Raw genomic sequence first — 12,991 nt, 5'->3', positions numbered from 1 at the left:
TACGCGAACAATGAGAGCACTCACCTACCACGGCGCTCACGACGTCAAAGTCGACACGGTTCCCGATCCAGAGCTTCAGGATGCCGACGACATCATCCTGCGTGTCACGGCCACCGCCATCTGCGGCTCGGACCTGCACCTGTACCGAGGCAAGATTCCCACGGTCGAACATGGCGATATCTTCGGTCACGAGTTCATGGGGGTGGTCGAGGAAGTCGGCAGCGCCGTCACGGCCGTCAGCCCAGGCGATCGTGTGGTCATTCCTTTCGTCATTGCCTGCGGCAGCTGCTTTTTCTGCAACATCGATCTTTTCGCCGCCTGCGAAACCACCAACACCGGCCGTGGCGCGATCCTGAACAAGAAGTCGATTCCATCGGGCGCAGCGCTGTTTGGCTTTAGTCACCTGTACGGCGGCGTGCCCGGCGGCCAGGCCGAATACGTGCGTGTCCCCAAGGCCAATACCGGCCCGTTCAAGGTGCCTGGCACCCTGTCGGACGAGAAGGTGCTGTTCCTGTCGGACATTCTGCCCACCGCGTTCCAGGCGGTGAAAAACACCGAGATCGGCAAGGGTTCGAGCATCGCCATCTACGGCGCTGGCCCGGTTGGCCTGCTGTGCGCTGCCGTCGCGCGGATGCTGGGCGCCGAGCGCATCTTCATGGTCGACCATCACCCCTACCGCCTGGCCTATGCGCAACAGGCCTATGGAGTGATCCCGATCAACTTCGATGAAGACGACGATCCAGCCGATACCATCATCCGTCAGACGCCAGGCTCGCGCGGCGTGGATGGCGTCGTGGATGCCGTGGGCTTCGAAGCCAAGGGCAGCACCACCGAAACCGTGCTCGCCGCCCTCAAGCTTGAAGGCAGCAGCGGCAAGGCGTTGCGCCAGTGCATCGCGGCCGTGCGCCGTGGCGGCGTGGTCAGCGTGCCGGGCGTGTACGCCGGCTTCATCCACGGCTTCCTGTTCGGCGATGCGTTCGACAAGGGCTTGACCTTCCGCATGGGCCAGACTCACGTTCAGCGCTACCTGCCCGAGCTGCTCGAGCACATCGAAGCGGGCCGCTTGACGCCCGAGACGATCATCACCCACCGCATGTCCCTGGAACAGGCGGTCGAAGGCTACAAGATCTTCGACAAGAAGGAAGAGGATTGCCGCAAGGTCATTCTCACACCCGGCTCGCCGACCATTGAAGCGCCCATTGTAGAACCTGTCGCCGGTGTCGTACCCGCGCTCTGAAGCACCGCACCACGAGGCCGAGCTCTGCTCGGCCTTGCTTTGTCCGGCCCACGGCGATTGGGCTTTCATGCAGCAGCACAGAGGTCACCATGCAACGCTTGGCACTGAGTCAGATCACCACCCAACCCCTCACCCTCGAACAAGACCTGCAACTGTGCCAGCGTCTGGGCTGCGGCCTGGAACTGGCGGAAAAGAAGCTCTCCGAAGACCCCGCATGCGCACGGGAGCAATTGGCTCAAGTGCGCGCCAGCGGCGTTCGAGTGACCTCGATCCAGCCCCGCACCCTGACCATTTTCCCTTCAGCTTCGGCGCCCGAGCCGCAAGCCCCAGACGTGCGTCTGGCGCAACTGATGAACTCGGTCGATCTGTTCAGCGAATTCTTTCCCGGCCTGGCACTGGTCACCAACACCGGCGCCGACGCGCAGGGCAATGAAGCATTGGTCTGGACACAGTGCGTCGAGCACTACCGGACACTGGCCGAGCACGCGAGTGAGAAAGGGATGCTCATCGCACTCGAAGCGCTGGCGCCTTCATTGATGAACCAGAATTCCATTCTGTTCGCCTTCGGTCAGGCCCGTGAAATGGCCGACGCCGTCGCACGGCCCGCCTTCGGCCTGTGCCTGGACCTGTACAACAGCTGGCAGGACCCCAGCCTGCTCGACACCCTCGATGCCGACAAGCTGTTCATCGTGCAACTGGCCGACTGGCGTCGTCCGCAATCGCTGCACGACCGACGTGCCGTGGGCGACGGCGCTATCCCCCTGCAAGCGCTTCTGCGACGACTGGTCGATGTGGGCTACGCAGGCGAGTACGTGCTCGAGATCTTTTCCGAGTCCGTCAGCGATTCGCTCTGGAAGGACGCGCCCACTGTGATCCAGGCCGTGGAGCGCAGCGTCGTGGCGTTCGACGACATTCGCCAAGGGATTCTCGGACCACATGCCTAGACGCTTGGCAGGCACAGAACGACGCACAAGATACTGGCGTCACATGAAATGAAACGAGCACTGCGAGCCGCTGTCTAGAGCAGTAACAACCCATTACCGTGAGTCATCCCTATGTTGAAGTTTCTTGGCAGCACCGTCGGCATCATCTTCCTGATCGGCCTGGTCGTGGTCATCGGCCTGTTCAAGCTGGTCTTCTGATTCCTGCCGGGGCGCTCATCGAGCGCCCCTGTCCGCCCCAGCTGCTTCTTTCAGCTCTGTGAACCCTGCTCCGCCACGTCCAATACGTTCTGTACCGTAGCAGCCTCCAGCTGTCCCGGCGCCGATGCCTGGCCCAGGCTTGCGTAGGTCAGGGCTGATCCGCTCAACTGCCCCGCCAACCGCGACAACACGCCTAACGGCCCCATCGACATGGTCAGCAATGGACGCTTGGCATAGTGAGCCTGCATGTGCTGACTGGCCGCCATCAACGTCAATACGTCCGCCTTGCTGTTGGGCATCACGGCGATCTTGAGAATGTCGGCGCCCAACGCCTGCTGCAGACGCAAACGCTCGACGATGACATCGTGGCCGGGCGTCGCGTTGAAATCATGGTTGGACAGCACCACCGCCACACCCCGTTCATGGGCCAGCGTGACGATGTTCTCGACGGCCGCCTGTGGCTTCATCATTTCCACGTCCAACAGATCGACATGACCGGTTTGCAGCAGCTCGGCGTACAGGTTGAAATACGTGGCATCGGCCAGCTCACGCTCACCCCCCTCCTCCTTGCTGCGCCAAGTGACGAGTAGAGGCTTGCCGTCCAGTACACCCACCAGACGAGCCAGCAACGGCTTCATCCGTTCGCCCAGGTGGCCCTGTGGATGATGATCCAAACGCAGCTCAGCCATGTCCACCTGTGACGCAGCGCCGATGTCACGAGCCTGATCAAGCGCTTCACGGTCGGTTGAGGCGGTGATGGACGCGATGATCTTGGGTGCGCCTTCGCCGATCCGCAATGATCCAACGGTCAGCACAGCGCTTCCCGGTGCCGCCGAGGGGACCTGCAAGGTCGCGGGCTGGGCGGCGAAAGCGACTGATGACAAGGGCATGCTGGCAGCGGCGACGGCGCTGCCCACGAGAAAACGACGACGTTGCACGGCACGTCCTCCAGAACACCGGCCTTCCAGGCTGGAAGGCGCGCAATAGAGCATTCGAGGGGCTCGCCGCGTGGTGGTTCAAGAAGACTGCCCCTCAGGCCGCACCCGCCATGGCCACGCCCTGCCGACCCTCAAGCTTGACATGGTACATGGCCTTGTCCGCCGCCTTGAGCAACGTATCGAGGTCTTCCCCGTGCACAGGGCACAGGGAAATCCCGATGCTGCCCGACAGCGACAACTGGCCTACGCAGGTGGCGATTGGCTGCTCGATTGCGTGCAGCAGCTGTTGCGCCTTGAGGATCACGCTATCCGGGTTGGCCAAGTCCGAGACCAAGGCCACGAACTCGTCGCCGCCGTAGCGCGCTACCGTGTCATAGTCGCGAATCGCCTCGCGCATGCGCTTGGCCAACGTCTGCAAGACCTGGTCACCCACCGCATGTCCTCGTTCATCGTTGATCTGCTTGAAGTGATCGAGGTCGATCAACATGACCGCAAAGGGAATGCCCTGCTCCGTCCACTGGCTCAGCGCCTGGGCGAAGCGATCCGCCAGCAGGTAGCGGTTGGGCAACTGCGTCAATACGTCATGGGTGGCCAGGAACGCCGAACGCTCGTGTTCGAGTGCGGCCGCCTCGATAGCCGAAAAGTGCCTGACCAGCACCAGCGGCACCAATACCAGACTCGCCAGCAGCACGCTGAGGATCAGCAGCACTTCGGGCCCCAGCACATCCGCCAGGCTCAGCTGGCGCTGGAAGGTCAAGGACAGCGGTTGCGTCGGGCTGTCGACGAATACGTCATCGGTCAGCCGCGGCAAGACCAGTTCGTCCCACCAACGGCTCTGCGCTGCCTCCATGGCCACGACCTGGGTGTTGTGATCATCGCTGCGCAACCGTGCGCTGACAGCCACTCGCGGATCGTTGTTGTGGCGCACGATCGCCCCCAGCAGCGCGTCGGTCTTGATCACCAGCATGGCGACCATCGTGCTGCCGAAGAAGTTGGGCAGCGTGTTCTGAGCGTCCTCATCGGGGCGCAACACCGATTTCATCAGAATGTAGGCATCGCCCCCTTCATACAACGCGAAAACGGGCGTCGCCACCGGCACGGAACTCTGGTGGATACGCACCAGGGCATTGCTCAGATAGGGTACGGTCTCAAGCCTCACCCCGTAGATCACGTTGGTCTCCGGCAACTGCGGCGACATGAAGAGGATCGGCCATGTCGTGTTCATGCCACTGCGGGAATCGACCACAGGCGCAGGCGGTGTGAAATCCTTCAACTGAAAATCCGGCAACCAGGTGCGCCGCAGCAGGGCCGCGAAATTGCACTGCTCGTCCTGAGGCACACTGCGCGCCACTTCCAGCATGTAGATGTGCGGATAGGCCGCCAGCACGGCGGCGCCATAGCGAGCGGCCGCATCGGTATCGCTCTGCTTGACCGCCTGCAGGAACGCGGCAAACCCGGCCAGCACCGCATCGTTGGTGTCGAGCTGGTTGCGTACGCTGCTCGCGATGCTTTGTACGTACTCGGAGAAACGGGTTTCCTGCCGCTGAATTTCCGAGCGCAACAGAGAAAACGCCGAGAATGCGATCAAGCCGAGCGCCAGGCCGATAAAACCTGCGAGCGATGGGCGGCGTCTGATCAACATCGTGGCAATATCCACCGCACAGGCGTGCACAGACAGTGAGGGTGAGAATCGTCGAAAGGATCATGCTGGCGCACGACAGGCTCGTTCCACGATAGGCATGGCGGCGGATTGCATGAGCAATCGCCCTTGCCTCGAAAGCTAGCAAATTGCCATCTTAGCGTCTACAGCGGGTTGTCACCCTTTTGCAATCAGAAAGGCACAACGACAAACGCCCCGATGCAGTCAGTCGATGACCGCATCGGGGCGTTTGGATATTACCTTGTTAACGACGCTTCTTGGCCGACGGCTTGGCCAGTTCGAACATCAGCACCGAACGCCCGGTGACGGCGTACTCGGTACCGAAATCAAACGACTCGCCTGCCTCGAAGTCAGTCTGGTTGGTATCCAGTTGCAGAATCCAACGCTTGCCTTCCGGTACTTCCGGCAGGGTGAAGCCGACCACGTCATGGTGCGCGTTGACCACGATCAACAGCGAATGGTCGACCCCGGCGCGGCGGATACCACTGGCCTGAGTGCGACCGTCGAGCAGGATACCCATGCAGCGGTTGCTGCCGTCTTGCCACTGCTCGACACCCATTTCGCTGCCGTTGGGCTGGATCCAGCTGACGTCCTTGATACCCAGGCTTTCGTCGTAGGCACCCGTGAAGAAGCGATTGCGGCGCAGCAGCGGGTAGCGGTTGCGCAGCTCGATCAGGTACTTGACGAAGTCCTGCAGCTCGGTGCTCTGCTCGCTGATGTTCCAGTCCACCCAGCCGATCTCGCTGTCCTGGCAATAGGCGTTGTTGCTGCCACCCTGGGTACGCGCGAACTCGTCGCCGGCCAGCAGCATCGGGGTGCCTTGGGCGAGGAACAGCGTCGCCAGCAGGTTACGCATCTGGCGGTAGCGCAGAGCGACGATTTCCGGATCGTCCGTCGGGCCTTCGACACCGCAGTTCCACGAGCGGTTGTCGGAGTGACCGTCGCGGTTATCTTCACCGTTGGCTTCGTTGTGCTTCTCGTTGTACGATACCAGGTCGTTCAAGGTGAAACCATCGTGAGCGGTGATGAAGTTGACCGACGACGCCGGCTTGCGGCCGCGACGGTTGAACTGGTCGCCCGAGCCCAGGAAGATTTTCGCGAAATCGCCGAGCATCTCGTCGTCGCCCTTCCAGAACGCGCGGGAGATGTCGCGGAACTTGTCGTTCCATTCCATCCAGCCCGGCGGGAAGTTGCCCACCTGATAGCCGCCCGGACCGCAGTCCCAAGGCTCGGCGACCAGCTTGACCTTGGCCAGCACCGGATCCTGACGGCAGGCGTCGAGGAAGCCGCCGCCTTCGCTGAAGCCATGAGCTTCGCGGCCCAGAATGGTCGCCAGGTCGAAACGGAAACCGTCCACGCCCATTTCCGAGCTCCAGTAGCGCAGGGAGTCGGTGACCATCTGCAGAACGCAGGGGTGGCTCATGTTCAGGGTGTTGCCGGTGCCGGTGTCGTTGATGTAGTAACGCGCATCGTCTGGCATCAGGCGGTAGTAGTTGGCGTTGTCGATACCCTTGAGCGACAGGGTCGGGCCCATCTCGTTGCCTTCGGCCGTGTGGTTGTAGACCACGTCGAGAATCACTTCCAGGCCGGCCTTGTGGAAGCGCGAGACCATGACCTTGAACTCGCCGATCGACGAACCCGCCATGTAGCGCGCATGGGGCGCGAAGAAGCCCAGGGTGTTATAGCCCCAGAAGTTGTGCAGGCCCTTTTCCAGCAGATGATTGTCATCCAGGAAATAATGCACTGGCATCAGCTCCACCGACGTCACACCCAGGGAACGGATGTATTCCACCACATCGTTTTCGTGGAAGGCAGCGAAGGTGCCGCGCTCGGTTTCACGCACCGAAGGATGACGCATGGTGAAGCCGCGTACATGGGTTTCGTAGAAAATGGTCTTTTCCCACGGCACGTTCGGCTTGGCCGTACTGCCCCAGGTGAAGGCCGGGTCGATCACTCGGCAGCGTGGCATGAACGGCGCGCTATCGCGCTCGTCGAACGAAAGATCGCCGTCTTCGTGGCCGACGATATAGCCGAACAGTGCATCGTCCCACTTCAGCTCGCCGGAAATCTGCTTGGCATAGGGGTCGATCAGCAGCTTGTTGGCATTGAAACGGTGGCCGTTTGCAGGGTCATACGGACCGTGCACACGGTAGCCATACAGAGTGCCCGGGCGCGCATCGGGCAGATAGCCGTGCCAGATCTCGTTGGTGAATTCAGGCAACGCGATGCGTTCGATCTCTTCCACGCCATCGGCGTCGAACAGGCACAGCTCGACTTTGGTAGCGTTGGCCGAAAAAATTGCAAAGTTGACGCCCGACCCATCCCAGGTCGCGCCCAATGGGTACGGCAAGCCCTCGCTCACACGGCTGGCGGGACGTTCCTGGCTCGACGCACTGTCATTCATTGATTGATCAGACATGATCAAACACTCCGGAAATAGGTTGAGCCTGAGCTCTTGGGTAGACGACCAAAACGGTCTATTGATAGAAGCGCGCGCCGCGCAACAGTTCAGGATATTTTTTCAGCCTTGCGTGGTGCCTTTGGCTGCATGCCACGATCTGCGATTGAACGCACGGATGCCATAGTGCTCTTAGAACAAGCTTTGCAAGAAGGAAGAGCGCAAGCGCCCTTGAAGACAATGAGTTGACCCCATGCGTATCCTGTTGATAGAAGACGATCCAATTTTGGCGCTGTTGGCCGAGATAGCGCTGGAGGAAGATGGCCACGAGATCATCGGCCCCGCGTATGACGTGGCCGGAGCGCTGTTGCTGGCGCAGACCCATGGCATCGACATTGCATTCGTCGACATCAACCTGGACGGTCATGACGAGGGCGTAGGCTTGGCGCAGACGCTCTACGAACAGTTCAATATCCATTCGCTGTTCGTCAGTGGCCAGATCGACGTGGCCAAGGCCAACAGCGGCTACGCGCTCGGGCTGTTGTCCAAGCCCTACAGCCCCAATGACCTGTCACGCAGCGCCCACATCGTGCATGCGCTGGTTCAAGGTGAACTGCCCTTGAACCGACCGCTGCCAGTGCCTTTGAAGCTCTTTACCGAATCGCGCGGCCTATATGGAAAGAAACATGAGTGAACCCACGGATGTCTTGCGCCCTGGAACAGGATTGGGTGAAACCGAGTTCCGCGAGTTGGCCGACAACGCGCCGGTACTGATCTGGCGTGCCGGTGTCGACAAGCAGTGCGACTGGTTCAACAAACCCTGGCTCGACTTCACCGGCAAGACGCAGAAGCAGCTCTGCGGATACGGCTGGAGCGACGACGTGCATCCCGACGATCTGGATCTTTGCACCCGCAATTATGAAGAGGCGTTCGATGCCCGAGTGTCCTTCAGCACGCCTTACCGCCTACGCCGACACGACGGCTGCTACCGCTGGTTCCTCGACCACGGCGCACCGTTCTACCGCCAGGGCGAATTCGCCGGTTACTTCGGCAGCTGCACCGACATCACTGCACAGAAAGAACTCGAGGCCCATCAGGACGTGCTGGTCTCCGAGCTCAATCACCGCGTCAAGAACAACCTGCAACTGATCATCGCCTTCTTGCAGATGTCCAAGCTACGCGCCCAGGGCGACGAAGCGCGGCAACTGCTCGAATCGGCCATTGCGCGCATTCAGGGCGTTGGTACGGTGCAGGCCGAACTGTATCGCAGCGCTTCGGGCACCGTAGACCTGGCCCATTACCTGCCGCACTTGATCAGGGCGTCGATCGAAGCCGAAGGCAATGACCGCATCCATTTCAGTGTCGACGCCGACAGCGCCTATGCGCCTTTCAAACTGGCATCGGACCTGGGCCTGATCGTCAATGAGCTGGTCGCCAATGCCATCCGCCACGGCAGCCAGCCCACCACTCAGATCCAGTTTTCACTCAAGCGCCTGCCCAGCGGCGAGCTGCAACTCAAGGTACGCGACCGTGGCCAGGGCTTTACCGCAACCCAGCTCAGCGATGCTGGCGCCGCCGCGCCCAAGCTCAGTGGCCAAGGCCTGATCGGCGCACTGGCCAAACGCTGCGGCGCAGTCCTTCACCGCAGCAATGCGGGCGGCGCCGTGGTGACGTTGACCTTGCCGCATCCCTAGCCTGCGCCGTTGACCTCGTCATGGTGTTTGGGGCTTTAAACCCAATCAGCATGACCAACCAGGTGAATGAATCCGGCATCGCCTTGTGTCAGTCCAGCAGATTCCTCGGAGTTGGCGATAGTGAATGCGACCTGTCCACGGCTCGTACCTGCGTCCAGCAACTGGACCCAATGGGCAAGGCCTTCAGCGTCGCTACCTCTGTCCAGAACATTGTGATACAGCTTTTCGACAAAGGCTGCATTGCTGGCATTGGGCAGGCTTTGGGAAAATTCGCCAGATTGCACAAAACCATCCGCAACCTGGGCACCGGCTCCGCCTGCGGCGCTCTGGGAAAGCCAGGACTTCAGGCCTTCGATATCGGGGGCACGACCCAGAATGGTATACAGACGACCAATGCTTGCCTGCGCCGCGTCGAGAACGAACAGTTCGCGATCTGTGAAATCGAGCACATTGAAGCCATTCAGGTCGAAGTGCGCAGCAGCTCCCGTCGCACGACTGACCGATAGGGTGTCGTTGTCGAGGGCGCTGATCGTGTAGGCCGATGCCGCGTCGTTGAAAATAAAGGTGTCGATACCGGCCTTGCCGGCCAGGTGCGAAACCGCATTGCTGTCAAGGATGACTTCCTGCTCACTGATCTGATCATCACCCGCCGTGCCAGTGGCAACCCCCTTACCCACTGCCATATCCAGAGTGTTCCAGGCGTTATGAGCCACGATCCTGATGAACCCCGTCTCGCCTTCGGAGAGGTCATGGCTCTCGCGCGAATTCAGGAAGCCATCAGCGACCGTTGCTCGACTCACACCCGCCTGCAGCAAAGCGTTCCAGGACGACACACCTGATGCTTCGCCTGTGCGATGCAATACAGTCTGATAGAGATCAAGGACGAAATCCTTATCACCCAGCAAGCTGTAGCGCTGCATCGCTTCGGTGGAATTCAGAAAGGCATCGCGAATCTCTGCATCCGAAGTGCCCATCGCCTGCTGTGTCAGCCAGTGATTCAAACCCTGATAATCGGGCGTCCGGCCGAACAGTGAGTAGAGCCTGGCAACGTCAGCCTGATCCTCGGTGAGCGCGATGTGATGTGTATCCATCCCGAAACTCAACGAAACAGTGGCGTCACTCTCGGTGTTGAAGGCGCCATACCGGCTGCGAAAAGCCATGAGCAGCTCGTCAAGATTGGCAGTGCGGTCGCTGAAAGCCAGCTTTTCGACGCTTGAAAGTGTGTCCACATCGAGCGTTTGCGCATCGTGAACGCTGAGGGTGCCATTACTCACGAGCGCGGCATCGTAGGTTGCGAAGTAGCGCGCGCCCGTTTGGCCATACACAGCGGTGTCGATGCCGTTGCCGCCGTTGAGGATGTCCGAGCCCGACCCACCCACCAGCCGATCGTCGCCATCGCCGCCCTGCAACTGGTCGTTGCCTGCGCCCCCATCGAGAACGTTGTCACGGGCATTGCCGATCAGCGTATCCGCGCCTGCACCGGTGATGGAGCTCTCGATCACCGTACCGCGCGCGATGGCAACATTCGATAAACCGCCGTATACGCTGGAAAACGCTTCACTTCTCAAATCGACCGTCTGAGCCCCGCCATAGGCGCTGACATCGATTCTGTCGTTGCCGCCTGAATCGTAGATCGTGCCCACCAGGCCAGGCACGAAGACGGTTCCGGCCTTGATGTCAGCGTTGTTCAAGCGGTAGGTATCGTCACCCGTGCGGGTAGCGGCGGTGCCGTACAGCGACTGGATGGCGACGATATCCGCCAGCATCGGCGTGACGACATAGCCGAAAGAGGCATTGGAATAGGTATTCTCGTCCTGACTGAAATAGGACATCACCGAGTATTTCCAGCTGTCCTCTTGATAGAAGGCATTGTTGGGAAAGGACGCGCTGCCGTTGTAGTTGCCCGCATGGCCCAACCCCAGCGCGTGACCGATTTCATGAATGTAGGTTTGCACATAATACCAACCGTAATTCACCCAATCGGAATCGATGTTGACGCTGCTGTCCGAGATGATGCTCCCTGCATAATTGGAATTGGCGTACGCGCCGCTTTTGTTTTCGCTGAAATTGATCGCACCAGCAGCGGTGGTTTCCACAAACTTGAGGCCACTGACGTTGGTCCAAGTCTGCAGCGCATATTTGGCAACAGCCTGAGCGTTTGCGCTCAAACGGGTCAGGTTGACGGTGAGCGAGTCACCAGCGTGGACATTGAAATGATGCTGGGAGCCGCCGTAAGCGTCGCGCCAAAAGCCATCGGTCAGGTAGTTGGCCTGCTGGTCCAGCGTCAGGTGCTCAAGTTTAGCCTGGCTGATGGCTGTGTGTTTACTCACCTCTTGGCCGATCACTCCTTGGGCCCAGAGTTGGGTGAGTGAATCGCACATCGAACACATGTAGAAACTCCAGGGCGAGGCAGACCTTGCCAAGTCAATGACACAAGAATCAGGTATGAATGGGTGATGAGTTCAAGCCGCAGAGCACGCTTTGAAAGCAGGCGTCATGACCTTCACGCGCGTCCGACCCGCCTTGGTCTTGACGAGGGTGCTGCTCTTCGTGAAGGTACGCCAGGGCGCGGTCGAAGACCTTCAACGCCCATTCCTGACGACGTTATCGGCATGTTGTCCGGCGACTGAAGCGTTTTTTCCAGGAGTCGACCAAATACACCTGGAAGAAGCTTGGGAAAGCGCTCTGGCGGGTCAGACGCTGTCAGCAGGTTGCATTGGGAGCTGTCACGCCCCCTTTTCTGTTGGTGCTGCGGCCCTACAACGGGCTGCCTTCGTCGGTCTTGATCAGCCCGGCCAGAATGTCGCTGCCATCGCTCTCTGCAAGCTCTGCATACCATTGCTGCGTTTCTTCAGGCATTTCGCCGTGGATGATCGCCGCCCGTTTGCGCGCCTTGGTCACCAGGCTCGCCACCCGATCGGTTCGCTCCGACTCATAGGCTGCCAGCGCAGCCGCCGGCGTGCGTTCGCGTTCGATGCAGCGGGCGAGCACCCAGGCATCCTCCATGGCCTGGCAACCGCCCTGCCCTATGTTCGGCGTCATGGCATGGGCCGCATCGCCCAGCAGGGCGACCCGTGTACTGACCAGATGGGGTACCCGCGCGGTGTCGTGGATTTCCACACGGGCCACGGCTGCGGGGTCCAGGCGCTGCAAAAGACGCTGAACCGGCTCGGGCCAATGCGCGAAATGCTGCTCCAGTTCCGCACGATAGTGCTCGCGAACGTTCGGTGTGCCGGCTGGCAACGGCACGTCGAAGAAGAAATACAGTTCGTCGTTGCCCATGGGCATCAATGACACCCGCTTGTGCTCACCCACGTACTGAACCCATTCATCGGCAGGCGCCAGGTCCGGCGCCGCCTTGATCCGGCCGTTCCAGTTGACGTAGCCACAATAGCGTCGGGGAACCGGCTCCCCGGCAATGGTATCGCGCAGCAACGAATGGGTACCGTTGGCAGCGATCAACAGATCGGCCGTTACCGTTTCACCCGTCGACAACCTCACCTGCACGTCCGTCTCGTTTTCCTCATAGTCCACGCACGCCACGCCTAGCGTCACGTTCTGCATCCCGACCGCTTCCAGCAAAATGTTTTGCAAACGCGCCCTGGCGATGGGAAACGCCCGGCGTCGAGCGTACGTGTACAAGGGCTGCAGGTCGAACCGCGTGAGCAAGTGGTCCTGATGATCGCTGTAGCTCATGCTCTGCATGTGCCCGCCAGCCTGCTCGATGGAGTCGCCCAGACCCAGCGCATCCAGCACGCGGACACCGTTGGGCCAGATGGAAATCGCTGCGCCGACGGGGGCGAGTTCTGCCGCACGCTCATAGAGGTGCACCTGATGGCCGGCCTGCTGCAAGGCTGCAGCTGCGGTCAAGCCGCCCATGCCGGCGCCGGCAATGACGATGTTCAAGGATTCCATGGTCTCT

The 12,991-nt window shown here is 60.5% G+C and carries 10 protein-coding genes; 5 read left to right on the top strand and 5 right to left on the bottom strand.

Annotated features, from left to right (window positions below):
* The first annotated feature begins 10 nt into the window (after positions 1 to 10).
* The 3 genes from ASF66_RS00280 (at position 11) to ASF66_RS23115 (ending at position 2,379) form a co-directional block, all read left to right on the top strand.
* Positions 11 to 1,237, top strand: coding sequence for a zinc-dependent alcohol dehydrogenase (locus ASF66_RS00280; protein ID WP_056842239.1), 1,227 nt, complete (start codon positions 11 to 13; stop codon positions 1,235 to 1,237).
* Positions 1,238 to 1,326: 89 nt separating this feature from the next.
* Positions 1,327 to 2,181: a sugar phosphate isomerase/epimerase family protein gene (locus ASF66_RS00275; RefSeq protein ID WP_056842238.1), complete on the top strand. Its 855-nt coding sequence runs from the start codon at positions 1,327 to 1,329 to the stop codon at positions 2,179 to 2,181.
* A 111-nt stretch (positions 2,182 to 2,292) separates the two neighbouring features.
* Entirely contained in the window at positions 2,293 to 2,379 is an 87-nt protein-coding gene (locus ASF66_RS23115) for a hypothetical protein (RefSeq protein ID WP_442962755.1), read from the top strand.
* Positions 2,380 to 2,429: 50 nt separating this feature from the next.
* Here ASF66_RS23115 and aroD read toward each other — a convergent pair whose 3' ends face one another.
* The 3 genes from aroD to glgX form a co-directional block, all read right to left on the bottom strand.
* Positions 2,430 to 3,317: a type I 3-dehydroquinate dehydratase gene (aroD, locus tag ASF66_RS00270; RefSeq protein ID WP_056842237.1), complete on the bottom strand. Its 888-nt coding sequence runs from the start codon at positions 3,315 to 3,317 to the stop codon at positions 2,430 to 2,432.
* Positions 3,318 to 3,411: 94 nt separating this feature from the next.
* Positions 3,412 to 4,959: a GGDEF domain-containing protein gene (locus ASF66_RS00265; protein ID WP_056842236.1), complete on the bottom strand. Its 1,548-nt coding sequence runs from the start codon at positions 4,957 to 4,959 to the stop codon at positions 3,412 to 3,414.
* Positions 4,960 to 5,221: 262 nt separating this feature from the next.
* Entirely contained in the window at positions 5,222 to 7,396 is a 2,175-nt protein-coding gene (glgX, locus tag ASF66_RS00260) for a glycogen debranching protein GlgX (RefSeq protein WP_082484326.1), read from the bottom strand.
* A 232-nt stretch (positions 7,397 to 7,628) separates the two neighbouring features.
* Between glgX and ASF66_RS00255 the strand changes: the two genes are divergently transcribed.
* Positions 7,629 to 8,069 (top strand): response regulator, encoded by a 441-nt coding sequence (locus ASF66_RS00255; protein WP_049859879.1) that lies wholly within the window; start codon positions 7,629 to 7,631, stop codon positions 8,067 to 8,069.
* Entirely contained in the window at positions 8,062 to 9,069 is a 1,008-nt protein-coding gene (locus ASF66_RS00250) for a sensor histidine kinase (RefSeq protein WP_162240062.1), read from the top strand. The genes ASF66_RS00255 and ASF66_RS00250 overlap by 8 nt, the downstream gene beginning before the upstream one ends.
* A gap of 35 nt (positions 9,070 to 9,104) precedes the next feature.
* Here the strand turns inward: ASF66_RS00250 and ASF66_RS00245 are convergent, their stop codons facing one another.
* Positions 9,105 to 11,459, bottom strand: a complete 2,355-nt coding sequence (locus ASF66_RS00245; RefSeq protein WP_056842233.1) for a DUF4214 domain-containing protein — start codon at positions 11,457 to 11,459, stop codon at positions 9,105 to 9,107.
* Positions 11,460 to 11,826: 367 nt separating this feature from the next.
* Complete coding sequence (gene hpxO / locus ASF66_RS00240) at positions 11,827 to 12,984, bottom strand: FAD-dependent urate hydroxylase HpxO (RefSeq protein WP_056842232.1); 1,158 nt, start codon at positions 12,982 to 12,984, stop codon at positions 11,827 to 11,829.
* Positions 12,985 to 12,991: the final 7 nt, after the last annotated feature.

Source organism: Pseudomonas sp. Leaf129 (genome assembly GCF_001423465.1).
Classification (GTDB): Bacteria; Pseudomonadota; Gammaproteobacteria; order Pseudomonadales; family Pseudomonadaceae; genus Aquipseudomonas; species Aquipseudomonas coleopterorum.
Note: the sequence above shows the minus strand (reverse complement) of the source record. Positions and strands in the feature narration are given on the sequence as shown.

Excerpts from the sequence above, each read along its gene's own strand:
- ASF66_RS00280 (WP_056842239.1), top strand. The coding sequence starts at position 11 with ATGAGAGCACTCACCTACCACGGCGCTCACGACGTCAAAGTCGACACG.
- ASF66_RS00275 (WP_056842238.1), top strand. The coding sequence starts at position 1,327 with ATGCAACGCTTGGCACTGAGTCAGATCACCACCCAACCCCTCACCCTC.
- ASF66_RS23115 (WP_442962755.1), top strand. The coding sequence starts at position 2,293 with ATGTTGAAGTTTCTTGGCAGCACCGTCGGCATCATCTTCCTGATCGGC.
- ASF66_RS00265 (WP_056842236.1), bottom strand. The coding sequence starts at position 4,959 with ATGTTGATCAGACGCCGCCCATCGCTCGCAGGTTTTATCGGCCTGGCG.
- glgX (WP_082484326.1), bottom strand. The coding sequence starts at position 7,396 with ATGTCTGATCAATCAATGAATGACAGTGCGTCGAGCCAGGAACGTCCC.
- ASF66_RS00255 (WP_049859879.1), top strand. The coding sequence starts at position 7,629 with ATGCGTATCCTGTTGATAGAAGACGATCCAATTTTGGCGCTGTTGGCC.
- ASF66_RS00250 (WP_162240062.1), top strand. The coding sequence starts at position 8,062 with ATGAGTGAACCCACGGATGTCTTGCGCCCTGGAACAGGATTGGGTGAA.
- ASF66_RS00245 (WP_056842233.1), bottom strand. The coding sequence starts at position 11,459 with ATGTGTTCGATGTGCGATTCACTCACCCAACTCTGGGCCCAAGGAGTG.
- hpxO (WP_056842232.1), bottom strand. The coding sequence starts at position 12,984 with ATGGAATCCTTGAACATCGTCATTGCCGGCGCCGGCATGGGCGGCTTG.